The 25,897-nt window shown below is 45.1% G+C and carries 24 protein-coding genes; 22 read left to right on the plus strand and 2 right to left on the minus strand.

Annotation, left to right across the window (positions count from 1 at the left end):
* The first annotated feature begins 34 nt into the window (after positions 1 to 34).
* From ABWH99_RS06390 to ABWH99_RS06405, 4 genes are all read left to right on the plus strand, one after another.
* A complete protein-coding gene (locus ABWH99_RS06390; protein ID WP_375585457.1) occupies positions 35 to 1,867 on the plus strand; it encodes an ABC transporter ATP-binding protein in 1,833 nt (610 codons plus the stop codon).
* A 34-nt stretch (positions 1,868 to 1,901) separates the two neighbouring features.
* Positions 1,902 to 2,255, plus strand: a complete 354-nt coding sequence (locus tag ABWH99_RS06395) for a hypothetical protein (protein WP_375585458.1) — start codon at positions 1,902 to 1,904, stop codon at positions 2,253 to 2,255.
* A 53-nt stretch (positions 2,256 to 2,308) separates the two neighbouring features.
* A complete protein-coding gene (locus ABWH99_RS06400; protein WP_375585459.1) occupies positions 2,309 to 3,847 on the plus strand; it encodes a YifB family Mg chelatase-like AAA ATPase in 1,539 nt (512 codons plus the stop codon).
* 142 nt (positions 3,848 to 3,989) lie between these two features.
* Positions 3,990 to 4,433 (plus strand): polymer-forming cytoskeletal protein, encoded by a 444-nt coding sequence (locus ABWH99_RS06405; RefSeq protein WP_375585460.1) that lies wholly within the window; start codon positions 3,990 to 3,992, stop codon positions 4,431 to 4,433.
* Positions 4,434 to 4,440: 7 nt separating this feature from the next.
* Here ABWH99_RS06405 and ABWH99_RS06410 read toward each other — a convergent pair whose 3' ends face one another.
* Together ABWH99_RS06410 and ABWH99_RS06415 are read right to left on the minus strand one after the other, a co-directional pair.
* Positions 4,441 to 5,550, minus strand: coding sequence for a trans-sulfuration enzyme family protein (locus ABWH99_RS06410; protein WP_375585461.1), 1,110 nt, complete (start codon positions 5,548 to 5,550; stop codon positions 4,441 to 4,443).
* Between the two features lie 59 nt (positions 5,551 to 5,609).
* Entirely contained in the window at positions 5,610 to 6,089 is a 480-nt protein-coding gene (locus tag ABWH99_RS06415; protein WP_375585462.1) for a DUF4293 domain-containing protein, read from the minus strand.
* 101 nt (positions 6,090 to 6,190) lie between these two features.
* Here ABWH99_RS06415 and truA point away from each other — a divergent pair, with 101 nt between their 5' ends.
* From truA to ABWH99_RS06505, 18 genes are all read left to right on the plus strand, one after another.
* Positions 6,191 to 6,946, plus strand: coding sequence for a tRNA pseudouridine(38-40) synthase TruA (gene truA / locus ABWH99_RS06420; RefSeq protein WP_375585463.1), 756 nt, complete (start codon positions 6,191 to 6,193; stop codon positions 6,944 to 6,946).
* Positions 6,947 to 6,958: 12 nt separating this feature from the next.
* Positions 6,959 to 8,734: an ABC transporter ATP-binding protein gene (locus tag ABWH99_RS06425; RefSeq protein ID WP_375585464.1), complete on the plus strand. Its 1,776-nt coding sequence runs from the start codon at positions 6,959 to 6,961 to the stop codon at positions 8,732 to 8,734.
* Positions 8,735 to 8,835: 101 nt separating this feature from the next.
* On the plus strand, positions 8,836 to 9,429 hold the full coding sequence (locus ABWH99_RS06430) for a hypothetical protein (protein WP_375585465.1): 594 nt from the start codon (positions 8,836 to 8,838) through the stop codon (positions 9,427 to 9,429).
* Positions 9,426 to 9,950, plus strand: coding sequence for a hypothetical protein (locus ABWH99_RS06435; protein WP_375585466.1), 525 nt, complete (start codon positions 9,426 to 9,428; stop codon positions 9,948 to 9,950). Before ABWH99_RS06430 ends, ABWH99_RS06435 begins: the two co-directional genes overlap by 4 nt.
* A gap of 179 nt (positions 9,951 to 10,129) precedes the next feature.
* Entirely contained in the window at positions 10,130 to 10,672 is a 543-nt protein-coding gene (locus ABWH99_RS06440; protein WP_375585467.1) for a hypothetical protein, read from the plus strand.
* Positions 10,673 to 10,822: 150 nt separating this feature from the next.
* Positions 10,823 to 11,380 (plus strand): hypothetical protein, encoded by a 558-nt coding sequence (locus ABWH99_RS06445; protein ID WP_375585468.1) that lies wholly within the window; start codon positions 10,823 to 10,825, stop codon positions 11,378 to 11,380.
* Between the two features lie 114 nt (positions 11,381 to 11,494).
* Complete coding sequence (gene hemE, locus ABWH99_RS06450) at positions 11,495 to 12,535, plus strand: uroporphyrinogen decarboxylase (RefSeq protein ID WP_375585469.1); 1,041 nt, start codon at positions 11,495 to 11,497, stop codon at positions 12,533 to 12,535.
* A 241-nt stretch (positions 12,536 to 12,776) separates the two neighbouring features.
* Positions 12,777 to 13,469: a sugar transferase gene (locus ABWH99_RS06455; RefSeq protein WP_375585470.1), complete on the plus strand. Its 693-nt coding sequence runs from the start codon at positions 12,777 to 12,779 to the stop codon at positions 13,467 to 13,469.
* Positions 13,470 to 13,765: 296 nt separating this feature from the next.
* Entirely contained in the window at positions 13,766 to 14,473 is a 708-nt protein-coding gene (locus tag ABWH99_RS06460; RefSeq protein ID WP_375585471.1) for a sugar transferase, read from the plus strand.
* A gap of 423 nt (positions 14,474 to 14,896) precedes the next feature.
* Positions 14,897 to 15,694, plus strand: coding sequence for a polysaccharide biosynthesis/export family protein (locus tag ABWH99_RS06465; RefSeq protein ID WP_375585472.1), 798 nt, complete (start codon positions 14,897 to 14,899; stop codon positions 15,692 to 15,694).
* 33 nt (positions 15,695 to 15,727) lie between these two features.
* Positions 15,728 to 18,082, plus strand: a complete 2,355-nt coding sequence (locus ABWH99_RS06470) for a GumC family protein (RefSeq protein WP_375585473.1) — start codon at positions 15,728 to 15,730, stop codon at positions 18,080 to 18,082.
* Between the two features lie 43 nt (positions 18,083 to 18,125).
* On the plus strand, positions 18,126 to 19,496 hold the full coding sequence (locus ABWH99_RS06475; RefSeq protein ID WP_375585474.1) for a lipopolysaccharide biosynthesis protein: 1,371 nt from the start codon (positions 18,126 to 18,128) through the stop codon (positions 19,494 to 19,496).
* Positions 19,493 to 20,158, plus strand: a complete 666-nt coding sequence (locus tag ABWH99_RS06480; protein ID WP_375585475.1) for a CatB-related O-acetyltransferase — start codon at positions 19,493 to 19,495, stop codon at positions 20,156 to 20,158. Before ABWH99_RS06475 ends, ABWH99_RS06480 begins: the two co-directional genes overlap by 4 nt.
* Entirely contained in the window at positions 20,155 to 21,405 is a 1,251-nt protein-coding gene (locus ABWH99_RS06485; protein ID WP_375585476.1) for a hypothetical protein, read from the plus strand. The genes ABWH99_RS06480 and ABWH99_RS06485 overlap by 4 nt, the downstream gene beginning before the upstream one ends.
* A 21-nt stretch (positions 21,406 to 21,426) precedes the next feature.
* Entirely contained in the window at positions 21,427 to 22,737 is a 1,311-nt protein-coding gene (locus ABWH99_RS06490) for a group 1 glycosyl transferase (RefSeq protein WP_375585477.1), read from the plus strand.
* Positions 22,738 to 23,092: 355 nt separating this feature from the next.
* Positions 23,093 to 23,752, plus strand: coding sequence for a hypothetical protein (locus ABWH99_RS06495; RefSeq protein WP_375585478.1), 660 nt, complete (start codon positions 23,093 to 23,095; stop codon positions 23,750 to 23,752).
* 64 nt (positions 23,753 to 23,816) lie between these two features.
* Positions 23,817 to 24,830, plus strand: coding sequence for a Gfo/Idh/MocA family protein (locus ABWH99_RS06500; protein ID WP_375585479.1), 1,014 nt, complete (start codon positions 23,817 to 23,819; stop codon positions 24,828 to 24,830).
* Between the two features lie 4 nt (positions 24,831 to 24,834).
* Positions 24,835 to 25,692: a hypothetical protein gene (locus ABWH99_RS06505; RefSeq protein ID WP_375585480.1), complete on the plus strand. Its 858-nt coding sequence runs from the start codon at positions 24,835 to 24,837 to the stop codon at positions 25,690 to 25,692.
* Positions 25,693 to 25,897: the final 205 nt, after the last annotated feature.

Raw genomic sequence — 25,897 nt, forward strand, 5'->3', positions numbered from 1 at the left:
ATTGTAAATTACGCCCCTTAATCAGAGAAGCCCTATGGAAACGTATTTGCGTATACTTGCCTATGCCCGGCCCTACCGAAGGTATTTTCCTCAATACGTGTTGTTTGCCTTGTTGGCCATCGTTTTCGGATTACTGAATTTCACCTTGTTGAAGCCTCTTTTTGATGTGATTTTTGAGCAAGTCGGACCAGAGGAGCTGGAAGCCTACCAAGAGTTGCCTGATTTTTCATTTACGGTATCCTATTTTCTGCACCTGTTCAATCACTATTTTCTGGAGATTGCCACGGCCTATGGTAAGTTCGGTACCCTGGTGTACGTATGTGTGATTATTGTCCTATCGGTGTTCTTGAGCAACCTGTTTGCTTACCTTTCCGGGGTGGTTCTAGCCAAGGTGCGTGCGGATATCATTCAGGGAATGCGAATCCGAATTTTCAATGCTGTCAGCAACATGCATTTGGGGTATTTTTCTACCGAACGCAAGGGAGACCTTATATCCAAGATGACCAACGATATACAGGAAGTAGAAAACAGCATCGTTCAGTCTCTTCGGGTGATATTTAAAGAACCAGTGACGGTAATTCTGTATTTTGCGGTGTTGTTTTTTATGTCCGTACAGCTCACGCTGTTTACCATATTGCTTATACCCGTATCGGGTGCAATCATTGGCTACGTGACCAAGCGGTTAAAGAAGACCGCAGAGCAAAGTCAGGAATCTTTAGGAAGAATCGTTACCATTTTGGATGAGACGATTGGGGGCATGCGGGTGGTGAAGGCCTTTGGTGGGCGAAAATTTGTACAGGACAAATTTGCCGAGGAGACGGATTACTATGCCCGGGTGAATGTATCGATGGCCAGGAAATACGAATTGGCTTCGCCTATCAGCCAGTTTCTTGGGGTAACCGTTGTTGCCGGGATTCTCCTGTATGGAGGAAACCTTGTTTTAACGAATACTTCCAGCCTTAGTGCCAGTGAATTCATTGCTTACATTATTTTGTTTACGCAGGTGTTGAATCCCGCGAAGGAAATTTCCAGGGCGGTGAGTAGTATCCAACGAGGGTTGGCCTCTGCACGCCGGATTTTTGAAGTCGTGGATGCCCAGCCCCTGATTCAGGAAATTTCTGAACCCTATCCTTTGGCTAAATTTACCGATCGTGTGGTTTTCAATAACGTAGGCTTTGCATACGAGGAAACGCCGGTACTCAAAGGCATCGATTTCGAGCTGAACAAAGGCAAGACCATTGCACTGGTAGGTCCTTCAGGAGGGGGCAAGTCCACCCTTGCGGATCTATTGCCCCGCTTTTACGATCCGACAGAAGGATTGATTACCATTGATGGGCTGGACATCAAGACCCTTAAGATAGCGGACCTGCGGAAGCTCATGGGAATTGTCACCCAGGAATCCATTCTTTTTAACGATACGGTCTATCAAAACATCGCTTTTGGTATGGAGGGTGCCTCTCAGGAAGCCGTGGAAAAAGCGGCGGCGATCGCCAACGCCCATGAATTTATCCTGAACCTGGAGGAAGGGTACCAGACCAATATCGGGGAGCGGGGCACCAAGCTGTCCGGGGGACAACGGCAGCGTTTGAGTATTGCACGGGCTGTTTTAAAAAATCCGGCCATTCTTATCCTGGATGAAGCCACCTCAGCATTGGACTCGGTGTCGGAGCGTCTGGTGCAGGAAGCACTGGCCAACCTTATGGCCAACAGAACCGCGCTGGTCATTGCACACAGGCTAAGCACCATCCAACATGCCGATGAAATCCTGGTCATCGATGGCGGCCGGATTGCCGAACGCGGCACCCATCAGGAATTAATTGAAATGAACGGATTGTACAAGAAACTTTCCCAAATGCAGTCAGTTTAGTATATTGTGGTAGCTTTCCCTAAGATAAACCCTTATGAAAAAAGTTTCGAATATCTTTCAACTATTGACAGCTTTGTTTTTTGGCCTGGGGCTGGTTTATTTCCTCACGTACCAGCGAATGTGGGGAGGGACGCCGGAGCCCGGAGAGGTGGTTTCCTGGTTACTTGCAGGACTGGTGTCCTATTTGATAACCTGGGGAACCAGCTGGGGCTATACTAGTAATTTACTAAGTAAGATTAAAAAAACGGAGCAGGAAAAAAAGGAATTGAAGGCCATGGTTTTCGACCTGGAAAGGGGGGTGAAAATGGAAAAAATGGACAAGCGAATCGAGGATCAGCCGGATGACAAAGAGGGCTCCTCCATCAAGCCCAGAGAAAACTTTAAATAGCAGAACGTACAGCAAAGGTACACCGTTCCGCTTTTTTATTTCACAGGTTAGGTATGGTAGCTAAAACTTTTGGTAGCGCAGTCTCCGGTGTAGACGCAAAACTCATCACGATCGAAGTAAATGTCGGTCAGGGAACCAATTTTTACATGGTGGGGCTTCCCGATAGCGCAGTAAAAGAAAGCCAGCAGCGCGTAGAATCGGCATTAAAATACCATGGATACCGAATGCCCCGGCAAAAAGTAGTCATCAACCTGGCGCCAGCCGATTTGCGGAAGGAAGGATCGTCCTACGATTTGCCCATAGCCATGGGGATATTGCAGGCCTCCGAGCAGGTTTTTTTCCCGGGACTGGAAGATTACCTGATCATGGGCGAACTATCGCTTGACGGGAGACTCCGAAGTATAAAAGGAGTGTTACCCATCGCTATTGAGGCCAGAAAGCGTGGATTCAAAGGGTTCATTCTTCCGAAAGAAAATGCCAATGAGGCGGCCATTGTAAACAAATTAGACATCATAGGGGTAGAAACCCTGCAAGAAGCCATTCATTTTCTTGAGGGGACACAGGAAATAGCCCCACTTGTGACTGACACGCGCAATGTGTTTTTTAATTCTTTGGAGGATTATGCCTTTGATTTTGCGGATGTACAGGGACAGGAGAATATCAAACGGGCCATGGAGATTGCGGCAGCCGGGGGGCACAATGTCATCATGATCGGTCCTCCCGGTGCCGGAAAGACCATGTTGGCAAAAAGGCTTCCTTCCATTCTGCCACCGCTAAGTTTGCAGGAAGCACTGGAAACCACCAAAATTCATTCCGTTGCCGGCAAACTTGGCGTGGAAGCCGCCTTGGTGGCCCAACGGCCGTTTCGTTCGCCGCACCACACCATAAGCGATGTGGCGCTGGTGGGCGGGGGAGGAAATCCTCAGCCGGGGGAAATATCCCTTTCGCACAATGGTGTTTTATTTCTGGACGAACTGCCTGAGTTCAAGCGTACCGTACTGGAAGTTCTGCGGCAGCCCCTGGAGGAGCGGAAGGTGACCATCTCCCGGGCGAAAGTATCGGTAGATTTTCCCGCTAACTTCATGTTGGTGGCCAGCATGAATCCCTGTCCGTGCGGCTATTACAATCATCCGGAAAAGGAATGTGTCTGCGGTCCGGGAGTCGTCCAAAAATACCTGAACAAGGTCAGTGGCCCCCTGCTGGACAGGATCGACCTGCACGTGGAGGTGACACCGGTGAATTTTGAAGAAATGACCTCTGAGGGAAAGTCAGAGTCCAGCAAGTCCATTCGAGCGCGCGTTTCCCTGGCGAGGGAACGGCAGCTTTCGAGATTTAGCGATAGCCCTGAAGTCCATTGCAATGCGATGATGCCTTCCCATACGGTCAAGAAATTATGCAAAATCAACCAGGCTGGAAAGGTTCTGTTGAAAACAGCAATGGAACGATTGGGCCTGTCGGCCAGAGCGTACGACCGTATCCTGAAAGTTTCCAGAACCATCGCCGACCTCGCCGGTTCGGAAGAAATCCGGGTGGAGCACCTGGCGGAAGCCATTCAATACCGCAGCCTGGATCGGGAAGGATGGGCCGGATAAGGTCCAGCAGTCTCATTTCCCGTGCCGGGTTAGGATTTTCGCCCCTCAATTTGTTATATTTGTTGAGAAGCCTGAAAGGGTATTGCCCACAAAAACCTCGTTAAAGAAATAGAATCAAGCGGTATTAATAGCAGTTTACTTTATGTGGACCAAGGAAAGAAAAATTCAGGAAGAAATGGAAATGGCTAGCGCAACATCAGTTTTTGCTCCGGGATTGTCGATCAAAGGAGATATAGAGGCCACAAGTGATATACGGATTGAGGGGGATATTTGTGGCAATGTGGTTACCCAGAAAAAAGTGATCGTAGGAGTATCTGGAAGCGTGAAGGGAGACATTCATGCTTCTGAAATCTGTGTCATGGGTGAAGTTCTGGGGGATTTATTCATCAAGGGCCTGGCTCGTTTTACGGCGGAAGCAAAAATGAAGGGAACGGTCTATTCGGAAAAAATTGGTATCGAAGCCGGCGCCGACGTGGAAGTGACGGTTTCCAAGTTGAAGAAAACCGCTGCTGCAGAGCCATCCACAAACTCCGCGAGAGAAAAAGACCCGACCAAACGCATGAAAGAATTAATGAAGGTAGATTGATTTGACCCTACCGTAATGCCTGCAAGCCCTTATCCAGGTCTTCCAGTAAATCGTCCGGGTTTTCCAGCCCTACCGAAATTCGGATCAGCTGCTCTGGGATACCGGTGGTCACGCCCTGCACCCGAGATCTTCTTTCGATCAGACTTTCCACGCCTCCCAGGCTGGTGGCATTCGAGAAATAAGTCAATTTCTCAATGAATCGGTCGGCATCCCGCGCATTTCCTTTAATCACCACCGACAGCATGCCCCCGTAGCCTTGCATTTGCCTCCGCGCGATGGTATGGCCCGGATGTGTTTCAAGCCCTGGATAGTACACCTGCGCTACAGCCGGGTGCTGGTTCAAAAACCGAGCCACCTGTCCGGCGTTGGTAGCATGTCCCTTCATGCGGTACGGCAACGTTTTGATACTGCGTGTGAGAAAGTACGTATCGAAGGGGGAAGGCACAGCTCCGGCGAGTTGCTGAATGGATCGGATTTTCTTCCAAAAGTCATTATTTTTTCCCGTAATCAATATTCCGCCAATAATGTCACTGTGTCCACCGATGTATTTGGTGTTACTATGCATCACCAAATCCGCACCCTCGAGAAGCGGTTGCTGAAAAATCGGACTGGCGAACGTATTGTCGCAAACCACCGGCACGTTGTTTTCGTGGGCCAGGTCGCACAGGGTGTTGATGGCTGATATTTTTAGTAGCGGATTGGAAGGACTTTCGATCCACAACAGCCGCGTGGCGGGATTGATAGCATCCAGAACCTTTTCGGGCTGGGTCATGTCCACGAAATCTACACGGATTCTATCTGCAAAAGCGGTTTCCAATAATGCTCGTAAGCCGTGGTACATGTCATCGGGGGCGATTACATGGGCTCCAGCGGGAAGGGCCTGAAATACGGCATTGGCGGCCGCATTCCCAGAGGAAAAGGCGGCCGCATCCCTTCCTTTTTCCAGGGCAGCCATCACGTTTTCCAGTGATTTTCTGTTCGGATTGTCCAGCCGGCCATACAACATGCTGTCGTCCTGGTGTTCGAACGTGGTGGAAAGTGTGATGGGTTGTATGACCGGCTTTAGCGTGTCGGTGACGGTATTGCCCGCATGGATGGCAAGGGTCTCTGTTTTCATTGGAGTGCGTGTTTTCGGTGCTTCACTGGACATATCCCTGCCGTAGGTTGCGAGGCGCCCTACCGAATCCGATCCACGGAACGGACCAGCATTTCGTCTTTTCTTATAAATCGGTTGGCAACCAGATTTAGGATCAGCGCAAAAATGATGCAATAAAATCCCAAAACGAATGCGCCTCCGGCAGCAGGATTAAATGTCTCGTTCAATTTGTAACTGACGTAGACCGTGAGTCCCAGCGTAAAGCCCATCAGCAAGGCATTGATCATGTTCAGCATCAACTGTCTTTTCCGGTTTTTGAATTGTAGCAGACTGTAGATAGCCAGTCCGGCGGCCAATAAGGCCAGGATTCCAATGTACAGGTTATTGCTTTCAGAAACGAAGGTTTCCTGGGGCAGTTCGAGGATGCGTGTCTTCCAGGCAGACATTTCCATTCGCTGATTTTGCTCGGGACCGACCTGCAGCCAAATGGGAGTAAAGGTTACGGTAATCATGGAAGCGGCAACCAGAAAAAGGAAAAGCGATTGGATTCGTTGGATCATGTCAAAGTCTTTTGACAAAGAAAATGGGTTATTTGAATTTTCGCAAGGAATACACTGATTCCGCTTTGAAATAGGGGTATATTTTTATCTTTGCACTTGAAATGAGCAAAGGTTACCGGTACTTTATTGAGATTGCCTACGATGGTGCTGCCTATCATGGCTGGCAGATGCAGAAAAACGCTCCTTCCGTACAGCAAAAGATTCAGGAAGTACTGTCGGTCTTGTTTCGGATCCCTGTTTCCATCATGGGAAGTGGCAGAACGGATACCGGAGTGCATGCCCGCCAACAATTTGCCCATTTCGATGTACAGGAGCAGATTTCAAAGGTTGAATTTTTAAAGCGGATAAATGGCATGTTGCCCGGAGATATTGCCGTTTACGATTTGATGCCGGTGCACCCGGCAGCCCATGCCCGTTTTGATGCGAGCTGGAGAAAGTATGAATACCACATCACCTTTCGTAAAGACCCATTTCTTCTTGGAAAAGCCTGGCACTGTCATTACGCGTTGGATACGAAAGCCATGGAAGCGGCGGCGAAGGTTTTACCGCAGTACACCGATTTCCAGTGTTTTAGCAAAACAAAGACGGATGTTAAAAGTTTCGATTGTGAAATAAAATGTGCGGGATGGGAACAAACGTCCCATGGTTTGGTATTTCATATAGAAGCCAACCGATTTTTGCGTGGGATGGTACGGGCGATCGTAGGAACCTTGATTCAAATCGGGCGGAAACAACTCGATATAGGTGACTTTATTGAAATCATTAAAAACAAGGACCGCAAACAGGCGGGTAGTGCAGCACCTGCGCAGGGCCTGTATTTGACCGGAGTACGGTATCCTGAAGAAATTTTTAAGTAAATAACTGACCAATTGGGACTGGAAAAAGAAAATGTAAAAAGCGGGGATATCATCGACACCAAGGTGTTGAAAAAACTGTATCAATTTGTCACCCCGTACAAGCGGCGTTTTTACTTTTTGGTGTTGCTCACCCTGTTATTGGCTGTATTGGCTCCTAGCAGGCCACTGCTGATACAGATCGCAGTGGACGACTACGTTGCACTGGGTGATCCAGAAGGGCTGCTGCGAATCATGTATGCCTTGCTTGGGTTGTTGGTGCTGCATGCTCTGGTACAATTCGGGCATACCTACCTCTCGGGTTGGTTGGGTCAGGTGATCATTCGTGACATCCGAATCAAGCTGTACCGCCACTTACTGAAGATGCGGTTAAAATACTTTGACAAAACCCCCATCGGTCGGCTGGTGACACGTAATATTTCCGATGTGGAAACGCTTTCGGATGTGTTTAGCCAGGGACTTGCCGAGATAATTGGTGACCTGCTGCAGCTGGTCTCTATTTTGGCGGTGATGTTTTACGTGGATTGGAAACTGACGTTGGTGAGTCTTTGTACGCTACCGCTGCTAGTCATTTCTACCTATGTGTTTAAGGAAAAAGTCAAAGTCTCATTCAACGATGTTCGAAATGCTGTGTCAAACTTAAATTCCTTTTTACAGGAGCACATCACGGGGATGAACATCATTCAGGTTTTTAACCGGGAGGAACGGGAGTACGAAAAGTTCAAAGCGATCAACCGAGAGCATCGCCGGGCGCACCTGAAGTCGGTATTGTACTATTCCGTGTACTATCCCGTTGCTGAAATTATTCAGGCCATCGGGATTGGACTGGTGGTTTGGTACGGGGCTACCGGTGTCTTTGATCTTCAGATAAAAGTGGGAGTATTGATCTCTTTCATCATGTACCTTCAACTCTTTTTTCGTCCGATCCGTATGATCGCCGATCGGTTCAATACCTTACAAATGGGAGTCGTGAGTTCCTCCAGAATTTTTACGATTCTTGAAAACAACGATCAGATCCCAAACGAAGGGGATCAAGCTCCCGAAAAAATCAAAGGGAATATTTCTTTCGAGAAGGTCTGGTTTGCCTACGATCAGGAGGACTGGGTTTTGAAGGACATTAACCTGAAGGTCTCGCATGGGGAGACGGTGGCACTTGTGGGCGCGACAGGTGCGGGCAAATCGTCCATTATCAATCTAATCAGTCGGTTTTATGACATAAACAAGGGACAGATCAAGATTGATGGCCAACCCGTTTCCTCGTACGAATTATCCACACTGCGAAAGCATGTAGGGGTGGTATTACAGGATGTATTTCTCTTCTCGGACACCATTCTTCAGAACATTACGCTTGGAAATCCGGAGATCAGCCGGGAACAGGTGATGCATGCCGCCGAATTGGTGGGGGCCCGAAAGTTTATCGAACGGCTTCCCGGTGGGTTGGATTACGATGTCAAGGAGCGAGGCGGTACGCTTTCTGTCGGGCAAAGACAGTTAATTTCATTTGTAAGGGCCATGGTATATGACCCGGAAATTATTATTCTGGACGAAGCAACCTCATCGGTAGATACGGAAACGGAGGAACTCATCCAGCAAGCAATCGAAAAAATGATGGAAGGAAGAACATCGATTATTATCGCCCACCGGCTTTCGACGATCCAAAAGGCCAGCAAAATCATCGTGCTCCACAAAGGGGAAATCGTCGAAGAAGGAACCCACGAGGCCTTGTTAAAACGAGGTGGATATTATTCCCAATTGCATCAAATGCAACTAAAGTCCATGGCGGTTAGCTGATTGGTTCAAAAGGCAATGTGGTTGGCGATTTTCCGCAACAACCTGTGGGATTACGCCGTTTGAAAAGCGATACATACGAGGCTTCCTCTAACATTCAGTACATGAAATATTTGGTATTCTTTCTAGTTACCTTCAGCGGGTTTTCGGCCTTTTCCCAGGAATATGAACTGGGACTACGCTTGGGGGAACCGTATGGGGTCACGTTTAAAACCGCTTTATTCGATACGTATATCCTGGAGGCCATCATTGGGCGCGGGAGTCCAAATAGTGGAAACTATTACCGAAGGTCTTTTGAAAACAATCCTCCGTTGAGTTCCGCAATTTACGAGGGGCAGCAGGTGGCAGGAGCTTTCTCTGCACAGCTGCGAATGGCTTACGAACAGTCGCTGAATGCTGATTTTGAAATAACCGAAGGAAATTTGATCGGTTACGCCGGCGCGGGAGTACAGGTCAGAAGTACTACGATTACCTATTTTTACCGCACCCCTGCTGCTGGAGAGGGAGTGTCTGCCAGGACTGAATCCCGCGGGAATGCCGACTTCGGCCCGGAGGGATTTATCGGCTCGGCCTATTATTTTGAAGAACTGCCCCTTGGAGTATTTGCCGAACTTGGTTTGTTCATGGAATTGTTGGACCGATTTGGTCATTTGAAGGTTCAGGGAGCCATAGGGGCCAGGTACGTATTTGGAAAATGAAGAAGAGGACCATCCGAATTACCGGTGTGATCGTGGTGCTACTGCTGCTGGCGGCTTCGGTGTACCTGTATCTGGGGGGAGGCACAGAAACCAGGGTAGATCTGGTTGCATGTCATACGGTAGATCTGGTCGGATTGGAATTCAGGGGGACTCCCCAGGACGAGCGCCTTCGGCAGTATTTTCAGGACGTGGAAGCAAATCGGGGGGAAGACCCTCTTTACACAATTTATTTTGAGGAGCCTTCGGGAAAACGGGATACGCTGCATGTATTCGTAGGGTTGGAGCGGGGAGACAGGCCGCAATCGTTGCCTGAAGGTTGGATTCGTCGCTCGTTTGCCTGTAGGGAGGCGGTGAGGGCGAGCATGCAGATGCATCAATGGGTGATGCCGGGTCCGCAACAAACAAAGCAACGGATACAGGAATTTGCCCTCGCCAGGGGAGTTGTGCTGCAGGGGCTGTTTATAGACAAGATTATGGGAAGGAATCATGTGGAGGTTTGGGCTCCGGTACGGGAGGAATGAGACGATATGGCCATTTAACCCACTATCGATTTTGCACAGTAGCCGTTTCTTTAGGTGGAATATTTCGGCCTCGTTTGCCCGGCGGCTTGAAATAAAACAAAGGAATACTCAGGGAAATGACTAACACTGGTACGATTTTGGAAATAAGTCGAGTAATTAACCAATTAGCAGATAAACGTATGAAAAAAAGCAAGCAATCAGTACTCGTAAGTAAGCTTTTCCTACTTACCACCGCCTGGGTTTTGTGGAGTTGTGAAGGGCCTATTGGCCCGGAAGGCCCTCCGGGACAAGACGGGCTTGACGGTGTGAATATCGTGGGGGAAGTTTTTGAAATTGTGGGTGATTTTACACAATCGGGTAATTTTGGCCTACGTGGAGAATATGGCTTCGATATTCTGGAGTCAGACAAGGTCTTGATCTACCGCCTGGGCGGCGTGGATCAGGAAGGGAATGATATTTGGCGATTGATACCACAGATCGTCTTTCACGAAAATGGAATCTTTACCTATGATTACGATTTCACTTTCTACGATTATTCGATTTTTTTAACCGGCGATTTTGATCTCAACACACTGGAGCCAGCGTTCAGAAACGAGCAGGTTTTCAGAGTACTGATCGTTCCTGCGGACCGGATTGATCTACGATTGGATTTTTCAGATCACCAGGCAGTATTGAAATTGCTTGGGATAGCAGAAGAGGATATTACCCGTTTTCGTTTGTAAGATTGAGGCACCTCCGGCGGGATGGTAGCAGAAGACAGCTTGCACTTGCTGCAGGCTGTCTTTTTTTTCGGTCGGTATTGGATATGCCAAAATATCCGGCTATCTTTCAAATAACGCATTAAATTCATTATTTGAGAAAAACAAAAATTTATGAAAAAGATTTTATACTTGGTAGTACTTGCAGCAATCATCTCATTGCCTGCATGCGAGGGTCCGGAAGGGCCTCAAGGCCCTCCCGGTCTGGATGGAAGAGACGGAGTAGATGGTGAGGATGGGGAAGACGGGATTGAAGTGCTAAATCTAGTCTTTGAAGGGCAGGTAACATTTTCGGCAGAGAACGAATATGCGATCGGTTCCCAACTGGAAATTGGTCAAGGCGATAATTTACTTATTTATCTGGAATGGGCGCAGGTGGAAGGAGAGTCGTTGTGGCGGTTATTACCGCAGACGGTTTTCTTTGGAGAAGGTGCGACATTGACGTACAATTACCAATATACCTCTTCTTTTTTCAATGTCTTCATGCAGGCAAATTTTGATCTGGCCGAGTTGGAAGCCGACTGGACGGATAACCAACGCATTCGTGTCGTATTGCTTCCCGGGTTCTTTGTACAGGAAGAGGCCGCAAGGATTGATGTTAGCGATTACGATGCGGTGATGTCGTTAATAGGTAAAGACGAATCGGATATTGTACCGATTACACTGAAATAAGTAAATCGCGTCATTCAAGAAAATGAATCAACAAAGCTTTCCGGATTTTCGGGAAGCTTTTTCTATATAGGCCCGTTTTTCGCTTTTTGCCGCAAGTTGATTTATATTTGCGCCATGCAACTAAAGAACGACTTACTTTTACGTGTCATTAAAGGAGAAGCGGTAGAAAGAACGCCGGTATGGTTAATGCGGCAGGCAGGGCGAATACTGCCCGAATACAGGGCCGTGAGAGCCAGCGTGAGTGGATTTATTGAATTGGCACAGACGCCAGCTCTGGCTGCGGAGGTCACCATACAGCCGGTGGACCTTCTTGGGGTAGATGCGGCGATTATTTTTTCAGACATTTTGGTCGTACCGGAAGCGATGGGCCTTCCCTACGAGATGGTGGAAAAGCGAGGTCCCTGGTTTCCGAAAACCATCGGCAGTGCCGCTGATTTAAAAAACTTGCGGGTAGCAGATCCCAATACCGACCTTCACTACGTGTTGGAAGCCATTCGGCTAACAAAAAAAGGACTGAATGGTCGGGTTCCCTTGATCGGGTTTGCCGGAGCTCCCTGGACGATTTTTGCCTACATGGTGGAGGGATCCGGTTCCAAGACCTTCTCCAGGGCAAGGGCCATGTTGTACCAAAACCCGGTGTTGGCCCACAAACTGCTCGATCTGATTACCAAAACTACTATTAGCTACCTGAAAGGGCAGGTAGCAGCTGGCGTAAACCTGGTCCAGGTATTTGACAGTTGGGCAGGTATCCTATCCCCCGATCACTACCGGGAATTTTCCCTGCCTTACTTGCAGAAGATCTGTGAGGCAATCACGGAGGTTCCCGTGACTGTATTTGCCAAAGGGGCGTATTTTGCCATGGATGATTTCGCGGGGATGGCCTGCGATACAGTGGGTTTGGACTGGAACATGAATATTGATGAAATAAAGCGGAAGATGAACGGGAGGAAGGCACTGCAGGGAAACCTAGATCCTGCTGCCCTGTACGCGCCAGACGAGGCGCTTGTTGCGCAAACAAGGGCGATGCTGGTCCGATTTGCAGGTAGCAGACACATTGCCAATCTTGGACATGGTGTCTATCCGGACACCTCTCCCGAAAAAGTAAAGCTTTTCATTCAAACGGTAAAAGAATTCAATACTACGGCAGAAAACTGAGAAATAAATTAGCTATTATTTTTTGAAAAATCGTAGTAATGCCATGATTTTTAGGGCAAATAGGTAAAAAAGGGATGCTTTTCATCATTTTTTTTTGAATTCAACTGGTTTTTACGGCATTACAAATGCGTTGTGATTATTTGCTAATCTCGAAATAGCTGAATATATTTGTTAAAATGTATTTCAAATACATTAAAACGAGGTATAGTTTTTTTTTAAGCACGCCTCATTACGTTCGACAATGGAAAAGTTTTTGCACAAGCATCACCGCTCGGAATATTTTTCGAAAAAGCTTACCGGATACGTCGGGCCGGATGGAGCGGTGTACCTCACAGATCCCCGAAAACTTTTGGTGAATCGATGTGTGGATTTGTCCTTGTCATTTCTTTTTTTGACGCTGGTCTTTTCCTGGCTGTTTCCCCTACTGGGACTATTGATAAAATTGGATTCTCCCGGTCCTATTCTTTTCCGACAGCTACGGCATGGGAAAGGGAATAAGGGTTTTTGGTGCTATAAGTTTCGAACGATGAAACGGAACCCAGAAGCAGATACCCGGCAGGCTTCAAAAGATGACCAACGAGTAACCCGATTGGGACGATTTCTTAGAAAAACAAGCCTGGACGAAACGCCACAATTTATCAATGTCTTATTAGGAGATATGTCAATCATTGGTCCAAGGCCACATGCAGTACCGATGAATTATCTTTTTTCAAAAGAAATTAGTAATTACATGTTTCGTCATGCTGTCAAGCCGGGGATTACCGGGTTGGCCCAGGTCAGGGGGTACCGAGGAGAGGTGCTCGATTTTTTCGATATTCATGGCAGGGTGCGTCTGGATCATTTTTATATCAAAAACTGGTGCCTGTTTCTGGATCTGAAAATCTTATTCTGGACGGTTTCAGCTGTTTTATTCAAAAATACCAAGGCGTATTGATGTTTTTTTGAGCCAACCTGGATCAACCATGGAAAAGGACCGGAGTTTTTTTTAGGTTTCACGTAATTCTTCCGCTTTTTTTTCGTTTCTCGCCGGGAGTATTGGCACCAACTAATTTTTAAAACTATAAAAATGAATTTTGAATACAAAAAAACGGATTTTAATTCAAATTTATTTCCCAAAAGCTTGCATAGAATATAAAGTCGCTATATATTTGTAAAAATGTATTTCAGATATATAAAAATGTTTTTTAAACAGGTAGTAAGGAATAAGGAAGAACGTAACGATTGTTAGCGATGGAAAATGTTTTAGTAGAAAGAAAATTTGGCCAATCCCTAAAGAAGGGAAATTTTGTAAAAAGGCAGCAGGAGGCAAAAGTAAGGGTACTTTTTGGAAAAAACGACAGCTACCAAAAACGCTTGATGAAGCGCATCTTTGATGTAGTGCTGGCAGTTTTCACCACGGTGTTTGTATTGTCATGGTTATTTCCGTTGATTGGCATATTGATCAAATTGGATTCCAAGGGGCCGGTTTTGTTCAAGCAATTGCGGCACGGAAGAGGCAACACGGTTTTTTATTGCTACAAATTCCGAACCATGATTAAGAACAACGAAGCGGATACCCGTCAAGCGACTCAAAACGACACGCGCATTACCCGAGTAGGGAAATTTCTCCGAAAATCCAGTCTGGATGAACTCCCGCAAATTATCAACGTACTCCTGGGAGACATGTCGATCGTGGGTCCAAGACCTCATGCAGTACCCATGAACCTTGAGTTTTCGAAAGAGATCGATGGCTTTATGCAGCGGCACGGCGTGAAACCGGGTATCACTGGTTTGGCCCAGTGCAAAGGATATAGAGGAGAGATCATCAACTTCCAGGAGCTTCATTCCCGGTTTCGATTGGACTTTTTTTACGTGCGGAAGTGGTGCTTGTTGTTTGATATTAAAATCGTGATCGAAACCGTTGTTTCGCTTTTGACAAAAAACGAGAAGGCCTACTAAGGTTGGCCAATAAACAGCGATTGAAGGTAAGGCACAGATTTTTAGGTTTGATAACAGCTTTCCAGATCAGCCTTGTACATGGTAATCCAAAAATACAAAAGACGTTAGCCGTTTATTTCTTCGCAAGCCCGGGTAGATAGACGGTGGTTTCACCCGAGCACAAGAGGGCTCAGAGGGCTTGCCTTCGTTGCATTTGATGGTTTGTTCCGGATTTGAATGCAAGAAAAGCGGCAAATGGGTGTCATACGCCGGTAAATAGTGGCAAAGCGAATGAAAATATTCTGGCACAGTTCTTATTGTTCTGATAATTAAGTAATTTGCGACGTATTTATTGATTGCATGTTTTTGCAGATTATTGTTTCACTTTTTCACCGGAGCGAACGAGTTCGGTGAGTAAAACTGACGTAACAGTCTTAAGATTTTATGAGAAAAAGTACATTAGTAAACAGCTTGGTTTTTATTTTCCTGTTAACCGGTGTTTTTGGTTGTGCCAAGAGGAATCTGGTTTATTTCAGCGATATTGAACCCGGGTCTGATTTTTCAACGCAGATCACAGAATTTCCGGAACCCACCATTCAGAAAGGGGATTTGTTAAAGATCACTGTGAGCAGTTTGAACCCTGAGTCAAACCTTTTGTTTAATGCAGGTGTCATGTCTTCGTCCGAAGACGGGCGAATGATGAATGCGGCGGTTCCCATCAACGAGGGCTACCTGGTTGACAAGGACGGGCAGGTGAATTTTCCGGTATTGGGAATGGTGGTGCTGGAAGGCTTGACCAAGGAAGAAGCGACGGAGAAAATGGCACAGCGATTGGAGGAATACGTAAAAGACCCTATTGTCAACGTACAATACCTGAACTTTAAGATCACTGTCATCGGAGAAGTCTCCAAACCGAATACTTTTACGTTGGAGACAGACCGGATTACCATACTCGAAGCATTGGGTTTGGCGGGTGACATGACAGAATTTGGAAAAAGAGAGAACGTGTTGCTAATCAGGGATGAAGGCGGGGTGCGCAAAGCCGTTAGATTAAACTTAAATAACCGGGAAATACTGGATTCTCCGTACTTTATGTTGCACCAAAATGATGTCGTATACGTTGAACCGGACAAGATGAAAGCGGTTCAGGCAAGTACGAACCAGCGAGCGCTCACCGTTTTCGGTATATTGGCCTCACTTGGGATTGCCGTGTTGTTTAACCTACGTTTCTACTTCGAATAAGATTACGGAATTATGAAAATGTCGGATATGTTAATGGATGATTTTCAACCCAAAGAGGTAGAAAATACGGATTACAAGTATTTGGTCATGAAATACCTCAAGTTCTGGTATTTGTATGTGGCCGGGCTTGTTGGATGCTTGGGATTGGCATTCCTGTACTTACAAATCTCTACACCTGAATACCCAATAGAAGCAACTATTCTGATCAACAGCAATAAAAGCTCGGATTTTTCTCAAAATGCTGTTTATTCCGAATTGGAGACTTATCAGTCAGTAAAATTGGTGGAAAACGAATCCGAAGTATTGCAGTCGGTGAGTTTGATGAAGCAGGCCATTCAGGAGCTCGATTTAAATGTTTCGTACTTTGTGAAAGATAATTTGTTTCGCAACAAGGAAATTTTTGGGCCACAGGTGCCGATTAAAGTAGTCTTGGACCGGTACGATTCTGCTGCGTTTTTTGACGAAGATTTGTTGACCGAATTCAAGGTTCACGTGCAGGGGCCCGAAAGCTTTCTACTGGAGGACGAAGAGGAAAACGTCAGTACTCATCAGTTTGGGGAGGAATTGGCTTTTCCTTTTGGAGAGTTTAACATCGAATTGTTGCGGGAATTAGAGGAGTATCCCAGTACCGTTATCATTAATTTTAACAATCCTTATTCGCTTGCCGGGAGGTACAGCAATAAATTGGACGTGCTGATTGTGAATAAGTTCGCTAGTGTGGTCCGACTTGGTTTCACCGACCCGGTTCCCCAAAAAGGCATGTTGGTTTTAAATAAGTTGATTGAAGCCTACAATAGGGAGGCGATGTTAAACAAAAACCAAACTGCGAAAAACACCATTGATTTTATCAATAAGCAGTTGGATTCGGTCACCAATGACTTACGGGAGATTGAAGCGATGGTAGAAGAGTACAAGACGGAGAATAAAATTACCGAATTGAGTTCTGACGCCCTGCAGTATGCGGAAAGGTTTAATCAGGGCAAAGAACAATTGGCAGAATATTCGATTCAGTTGGATGTCTTGAATTCGATAGAAGAATATTTGAGCGTTCAGGAGGATGATTTTCAGATTATTCCCGGGTCACTCAACATTCCTGACCCTAGTTTGTCGGCCAGTATTGATCAGTTTAATGAATTGCAACGTGATAGGGAGCGTATGGTTCGTACCACGCAACCTGGAAATCCCCTTATTTTGGAAAAAAACCAGCAGTTGCGTTCTGCCAGGCAAAACATATTGGAAAATATCAAAAGTATTAAGTCCAGTGTGGAAATTGCGAGAAATAATCTCTTGGCTCGCACGACCGAGGTAGAAATCCAAAGCGGGAAGGTGCCCGAAATTGAGCGAAAGTTATTGGAAATAAATCGCCAACAAGCCATTAAGCAGGACCATTACCAATATTTGGTGAAGAAGCGCGAGGAGGCCTCCATGTCGCTTGCAGCCACTACGGTGAGTAATTCCAGAATCATCGATCCGGCGATGGCGGGAAGTAAACCGAGCAAGCCTAACAAACTTTTGGTTATAGGTTTTGCGTTCTTTGCGGGCTTGGGTGGTTCGCTTGGTCTTGTTTTCGTTTACTATCAATTGAATACCAAGATAAAAGTGAAACGAGACGTTACCTCAAGGACGAATATTTCCATTCTGGGTGAAATATCGCACCACGATGAAAAAGTGCCGATTGCCATTTCCAAAGGAGTACGTACTCCCGTAGCAGAACAATTCCGACTGATACGGACCAATCTACAATTTGCTCTGCCCAATAAGGATAAAAAGATCATTCTTGTTACCTCTTCCACCAGTGGAGAGGGTAAGACATTCTTTTCGCTAAACCTGGGAGTGAGTATGAGCCTGGCGGATAAAAAAGTGGTCGTTCTCGAATTTGATCTGAGAAAACCGCTGCTCCTGGAATACCTTGGGATGGAGACGAAACGTGGAATTTCTGACTATTTGTTGAATGATTCGCTAACGATTGCCGATTTGGTAGTTAAAAATGAGCGTTTACCGGCTGGATTGGATTTGATAGGCTGCGGGACCCTGCCGGATGATCCGTCGGAATTGATGTTATTGCCGAAGGTGGGGTATTTTATCGATAAGCTTCAGGAGACGTACGACGTAATCATTATTGACTCTGCCCCGGTCGGGCAGGTGTCCGATGCATTTTCGCTCTCTCGGTTTTCGGACATCACTACCTACATTATGAGGTATAACTTTTCGGAGGCACACGCCATTTCTTTCCTTAACGAGCAAAAAAGAGAGCGCAAGTTGAAAAATCCTTTCATTGTCCTGAACGACGCCAAAACGAAAATGAGTTATGGCTACGATTACTACCAGAAGGGAGATATCAAGAAAAAGAAGCGAGAAGTATATAAAAAGATGGCAAAGAAGGTATAGAACCATTTTTAGATTGACGACGTGTTAGTGAAAGTTTTTCTGTATGAGAAATCAAGTTTCTTCCCTTTATTTCGTATTAAATAAGGCCATCAACAAAGGGCATAAAAGAAGTGTAAAAGCCAAAAAAAATATTCTTGCTTCCTTGGTAATAAAGGGAGGAAGTATTGCCATCAGTCTGGTACTGGTACCTTTGACTATAAACTACGTTAATACAACGAGTTATGGTATTTGGTTAACCTTGAGCTCCATTGTCGGTTGGTTTAGTTTCTTCGATATTGGTTTCGGACACGGATTACGTAACAAATTTGCCGAGAGCATAGCGAGAGGTGAATACGACCTTGCCCGGAAATACATTAGTACCACCTATGTCGTTTTAAGCTTAATCATTGGTATTGTCTTGTTGATTTTCGTCGGCATCACTCCATTTTTGAATTGGGCGAATATCCTGAATTCTCCAGCGGAAATGGCCGGAGAGTTGCGCGTCCTGGCTTTGATCGTATTCACGTTTTTTTGCCTTCAGTTTGTCCTCAAATTGATTACCACGGTGCTTACAGCCAATCAGGAACCGGCAAAAGCCTCCTTTTTTAATTTTATGGGAAGTCTTTTTTCGTTGATAGTGATTTATGTCCTCACGCTTACCACGGAGGGCAACTTAATCTATCTCGGAACTGCTTTGAGTTTTACACCGGTTTTGGTGTTAGTTTTTTCAAGTATTTGGTTTTATAACCACGAATACAAACGGTTCGCACCGTCCTTTAAGCAAGTAGACTTCAGCCTTGCTCGGGATTTAATGAGCTTAGGTGGTAAGTTTTTCGTCATACAAATTGGAGCACTCGTTTTGTTTAGCACAAATAATATTATCATCACTCAATTATTTGGCCCCACGGAAGTCACTCCATTCAATATTGCTTTTAAACTGTTCAATATCGTAACGATGGGATTTGGTATTGTCGCCACGCCGCTGTGGAGTGCCTTTACCGACGCATACGTTCGTGAAGAATACCAATGGATCAAAAATACATTGGCCAAAATGAGAAAAATATGGCTTTTATCGGTTCTTTCCGCCATAGGCATTTTGTTTGCATCCCCATTCTTATACGATATCTGGGTGGGCGATAAGGTGGAGGTACCTTTTGGCCTTTCCGTGGCGATGTGTGTGTACGTGGTGGTTTCGATCTGGCAGACCATTCATGTGTTTTTCTTAAATGGCATTGGAAAAATCAAACTTCAGCTCTACATGGTTTCCATCTCGGCTGTATTGAATATACCGATGGCAATCTACCTGGGCGGCTTGTTTGGTTTGGTTGGGATTACGCTTACCAGTACGATCATTTTTGGGGTGCAAGGATTGGTGTTCTTTATACAGACCCGAAAAATAGTAAATAAAACAGCGAAAAATATTTGGGATCAATGAAAATTTTCAGCTACATACGAAATTTTCTCAGTAATATTTTTACCCTGCTTAGAATATCGGCAAAAATGGATGCGGTTTATTGGGAAATCCTGGGGGGTAATTTGATCAATAGCAAGGTCCATCCGCAGGCAAGGGTATTCAAATACCACGTATTGAGCAATACCGTAGTGGATAAAGGAAGCTATATTTCCCTTAATGCCCGCATATACAATACCACGATCGGGAAATTTTGCTCGATAGGGCCTAATTTGGTTTGTGGCTGGGGAATGCACCCAATCAACGGTATTTCTACTTCGCCCGCCTTTTATTCAGCGAGTGCTCAGGCTGGTTTTACGTTTTGTAAGGAAACCAAAGTGAAAGAGTTGATCCCCATCACGATTGGAAACGATGTCTTCATTGGTGCGAATGTGGTTATTTTGGATGGGGTGACCATTGGAGACGGGGCCGTCATTGGCGCAGGGGCAGTGGTAAGTAAAGATATCCCTCCTTATGCGGTTGCCGTAGGCTGCCCTATACGGATTATCAAATACCGGTTTAGGGAGGAAATCATTGACGGACTTTTACGGTCAAAATGGTGGGAAGGCGATGACGAATCCCTGCAAAAGGTAGAAGAGATGTTTTTCGATGTGGAAGGTTTTGTAAAGCAATTTCAAGAAGCATGAATACCATTGAATACTCAATCAACTATCAGAGATACGTAAACGAACTCAATTTTAATTACAAGTTGTTTTGGGCATCCGTACTGCTGTATAGTATAAGTGGTGGGCTTGGAGATACCTTTATCGAAAGTTTGTATAAAATTGAGCAATTGTTTCAAATGATTGCGCTACTTGGGATTTTTTATTCTACCTATCATGTGGTCCAGTTCCGCTCGCCCAATAAAGTGATTAGTATTCTATTGGTAGTGTACTTTTTATGGGTGATCTTTATCACGTTTTATGGGTACGAGTATACCTACGAACGAACCAAGTCCGTGATTTTTGGCGGTGTTTTTAAATATTTATTTCCCTTGCTTCTTTTTTTTCCTAGAAATTTATTCTTTTACAAACGGCTTTTTTCCGTCATTTTTATCCTGTCCATTGCGCATATCGTGTACAATTTGATCTTCTTCGAAGAGGTTACCACCCACTACGAGACGAACGTAAATGAAAAGTTTATTTTCGAAGCCTTTACCAGAAATTTTGCTGTCCCAATGGGGTTTCTGCTTTTTACCTATATCTATCATAGCAAAACAAAGAATTTGACGGTATTACTGTCCGTGCTTTTAATGGTAGGCGTGTCGGCCTATCGGGCCCGGATATTCATTTTGGCTCTGGGAGTGGTTTATTTGCTTATTTTTCTCCTTATACTTTATCTTTATTCAAATCGAAAAGTATTGATGGCCATGCTTTTCGGTGTACTGCTATTGGTTGCTTCCGTATATGCAGGAGAAATATATCAAAAACTTCGGTTTAGTTTTTTCGAAAAAATTGAGGAACGGAGTACCGAAAACACCCGTGAATATGTAGAAGTTGCGTTCTACCGTGATTTCGAATTACAGGATTGGATAATTGGCCGCGGAATAAACGGCACCTATTTCTGTCCAAACATAGACGTGAACGACACGACAGGTTACCGGAGAATGATCGAAACAGACTACCTCAACATGATTTTGAAAGGCGGGTCTATTTTGCTGGTTCTGATTCTTTTGATTTCCCTCCCTGCTGCTTTTAAAGCACTCTTCCGTTCCAAAAATTTATTATCCAAGGCAGCCGGCATTTGGATTATTTTATGGATTTTAAGTTTGTATCCCATGAATGTGTTTATATTTTCGGTCAACTACATGATTTTTTGGATCGCAGTAGGGATCGGGTATTCAAGAGACATTCGTTATTTGTCGGACGAAACGATTAAAGAAGCATTTCGATGAAGGTTTATTTTTTTTGGAAAGATGAAGTATCCCAAGGTTCTAATATTGATCCAACCGTTTAATAACAATACCGGAGGAGGTATTACGCTGACCAATCTATTCCAGGGTTGGCCCAAAGATAAACTTGCGCTAGCCTGTTTACCCGCATTGGTCAGTACCCATACGAATACAGATATCTGTGATACGTATTATCAGCTGGGAGAAAAAGAAACGATCTGGACGTTTCCGTTTAATAAGTTAAAGCGGCGGTATCCATCGGGATTACTGGACTTCAAAAAAAGCCCGGTTGCTGAAATTGTACCGAAGAAATCCAGGTTACGGTCACGGATTCTGATAAACTATGTCGAGCCGATACTCAAATGGTTGGGTTTGATGGAGTTGTTGTATGACTTAAAGATGTCAGATGAATTTACCCAATGGCTGGATGATTTTGATCCGGACATTATCTACGCCCAGGCACATGGAAGGAACCGGGTACGGTTTTGTACTCAGGTAAAGGAATATTCAAAAAAGCCAATGATTTTTCATATGATGGACGATTGGCCGAGCTACGTGCGGGACGAAAGTGTTTTCGGAAGATTTTGGTTCAAAATCGTCGACAGGGAGTTTCGATACCTGCTAAAAATTTCCGATCTTCATTTGGGGATCAGCGAACTCATGGGGGACGAATACCGTCGGCGTTACGGGGTTGCATTCAAGGCATTCCATAATCCGATCGATTTTGAATTCTGGAAAACGGGTCAAAAAGCGAACTGGGAATTGAATGGAAAAAACCCGACCATTTTGTATGCGGGAAGGGTTGGATTGGGGATGGAAGAGTCCCTGGAGAATATGGCCAAAGCGGTTACGCGGATCAATTCCGAAACGGGGAGTTCGATAGAGTTTATCATGCAGGTCTCTACAAAAAGGGCCTGGATGGAAAAATACACCTGTGTAAAACACCGGGAGCCGGTACCTTACGAGCAGCTTCCCTTAAAATTTGGAGAAGCGGATATATTGTACCTTCCTTATGATTTTTCTCAAGCCGCAGTCAAGTTTATTAAGTACTCCATGCCAACCAAAGCATCTGAATACATGGTAAGCGGAACCCCCATCTTGATTTTTGCGCCCGAAGAGACGGCGTTGGTGGATTATGCGAAAAAGTATCAATGGTCCAAAGTCGTAACCATCAATAAAATTGAAGCCTTGACGAAGGCAGTGGAAGAATTGCTCTCCAATCCTACCGAGAGGGAAGCCTACGGCAAGGCGGCAATAGCGTTGGCAAAGGAGAGACACGAAGGGACAAAAGTTCGGGATGATTTCAAAAAGTCCCTGATTTCAGTTTTAGACTAAATATGCGATGAAAAACATTTTTTTATACCCCAAGCACGATCGGTTTTATGGGTCTCCAAATCCCTATATTTTTGATTTTCACCGGGAACTTGCAAAAAAGCATCGGGTAGTGAACAAAAATGCGCCAAACATAGGTACTTTGAATTTATTTGTCTATTTTTTCGCGTCAGACGTTTTCCTATTCAATTGGATAGAAAACTTGCCCGAAAAGACATTGGGTCGAGTCCAAGTAGCCGGTTTTGCCTTCTTTTTGTGGTTGGTCCGTGTATTCAAAAAGAAGATCGTTTGGATATTACATAATAAAGGATCCCATCATCAAAAGGAAAACAAGGGGGCGGATACAGTTTTTAGATTAATGATGCGTAGATCTGATACGATTATCACCCATTCCGAATCCGGTAAGTCTTTTGTTGAGGAAACGTACCCCGAACATGCTGGCAAGGTGGTTGTAATTTTGCATCCCATTAGAGAATTGTTCCCCATCAAAGATTCGGATAAAACCATCGATTTTTTGATTTGGGGTAGTGTACACAGGTATAAAGGGATTGATAAGTTTTTACGGTTCCTTTCCACCTTACCGGATGCCTCCCAATATAAGGTGAGGATCGTGGGGAAATGTTTCGATAAAGCGTACCTGGAGGAAATCACATCGTACCTAAGCGATAACATAACCTTTTGTAATGAAATTTTAGATTTGGAAGAAATCTACAAGATTGCCCAGCAATCTAAATTCATTTTGTTTACCTACAATTCCGACACGGTGATCAGTTCCGGTTCGTTGATAGATTCCATACGAATGGGCAGTATAATTGTCGGGCCAAACCACGGTGCATTCAAAGATCTTAGTCACCTGAGTTTTGTAAAAACCTACGAGCATTTTGAGCAGATCGTAGACTTGTTCCAGCATCCCGGCACGACCACCGAGACGTTAAAGTTGGAACGAGACGCCTTTTTTGAGGAGAATAATTGGGGGAAGTTTATTGAAAAAGTAGATCGGGTACTCGTAGATTTATGAGTAATTTTGTTGTTTTTGAGATATTATACTGCACTATTAATACATATTTTAAACCGAATTAAAAATGATTAGAGTAGGGATTATAGGCCTTGGAAAAATGGGTTTATCGCATTGTTCAATCTTGGGCGCCCATCCGGAAGTAGAGGTTGCAGGTGTATGTGACACCTCAGGTTTGGTAATCGATGGGTTCAAAAAATATTCGTCGTTTCCGTGTTACACGGACTATAAAAAAATGATCGACCAGGCCAACCTGGATGCATTGCTTATCGCTTCTCCGACCAAGTTTCATGCCGATATGGTAGACTACGGGTTGGAGCGCAATATTCACGTGTTCTGTGAAAAGCCGTTCGTGCTGGATGCGGCTGACGGGATTCGGCTGGCAGAGAAAGCGGCGTCCAAAGGGTTGGTCAATCAAGTGGGCTATCACAATCGATTTTTAGGGACCTTTGAGGAGGTCAGGAGGTTGTTGGGAAAAGATATACTTGGAGAGGTGTACCATTTTCTGGCAGAATCCTACGGCCCGGTTGTCCTGAGAGAAAAGGGAGGTACCTGGAGATCTGAAAAGAACCAGGGTGGAGGCTGCTTGTACGATTATGCGTCGCATACCATTGATCTGGTACATTTCCTTTTGGGCAAGCCGACGGCAGTTTCCGGGACCTTGCTGAAAAGTATTTTTTCCAAGGGCGTAGAAGACGCTGTGTACAGCAGCCTGGAATTGGAAAATGGGGTGACGGGGCAATTATCCGTGAACTGGAGTGATGAAACCCACCGGAAAATGACGACTCAGATCACCGTTATGGGAAAGAAGGGGAAATTAATAGCAGATGCCACGGAAGTAAAGATTTTTCTGAAAGAAGCAAACAAGGAGGAAGGGCTGGAAAAGGGTTGGACGATCAAGTATTTGACAGACCTTACTGACTCGGTGGATTTTTACCTGAGGGGCGAAGAATACAGCTCTCAGTTGGACCACTTCATTGACTGCATTCTAAAAAAAGAAACTCAAAATAAAAGTAGTTTCAAGAACGCTACGGTGACGGATCAGACAATAACAAAATTACTTGAAAACGCTAAATACTAAGATAATGGATAGAGTATTATTTGGAGATAATCAGTTTTTTGGTGTAAACCACAGTTCTGATGAGAAATCCAGGGCTCAGACGATGAAATTTCAAAAAGATGAGGCAATAATGAAGGTGCTGGACATCGCGATAGACGAGGGAATCAATACGTTTATGTGCACCACTCATGACCGCATTGCAAATATCTGCGATGTGATCCGGGGAAACGAAAAGTACAACAATTTTCAAATTTATCCCTGTATGCCCTACGCCCATAAGTATGCCAATGCAGTGACGGAGTTGGGTTATTTGGGTACCATCAAACAGTTTGTGCCCGGGAACATTGTGAATACGTTTGCTAAAGGTGGCTTGGCTTTTATGAAAAAAGATTTCTCTGCGTTGGCGGAGTTAATGATAGACGCTGAATTGAAAATGTTTAAGGGAATAAAGACCCCGGTAATTTGGATACAAAATGTTATTACCGATCTGCTCTTGGGGTTGGGAATGACCGAGTTTTTAGTTACATTTTACCGGCATGTAAAGGAGAAGCACAATGCTGAGCCGGGCTTTATTACGATGAATCTCCCCTTGCTGCTTGACACGCTTGAAAAAGCAGGAATAGAAAACCCGACCGTTTGCGCGTCAATCAATAAAATCGGATTTAGGATGTCGGGGGGAAAAGAGAAGTACGAAGAAGTAATCGCGCAAAAACGATGCAGGTTAGTGGCCATGCAGGTACTTGCCGCAGGAGCACTTCCTCCTTCGGAGGCGTTGGAATACGTTTGCTCCTTGGAAGGCGTTGAATCCATTTTATTTGGAGCCTCTTCCAGACCAAATATTCATCAGACCAAGACCTTAATTGATACCTATAGCCAAAACTAATTGGGTGTAATTCCGCCGGGCAAAGCGATCGTTTTTCCTTTGTCCGGCGGTTCTACCTACGTATACCGGGATTGGTTTTTGGCGGTATCTTTTCGTGTCCGGTCGCGGGAGTTGTTTTATGGAGCGGGCCCCGGAAGACATTATACGTCTTGTTTTAGTAGCAATACAAACCCTGTAGGACTCGATTTCGTCTCGGTGCGTATGT

The organism is Cyclobacterium xiamenense, assembly GCF_042140265.1.
In the GTDB taxonomy this organism is placed as follows: domain Bacteria; phylum Bacteroidota; class Bacteroidia; order Cytophagales; family Cyclobacteriaceae; genus Cyclobacterium; species Cyclobacterium xiamenense_A.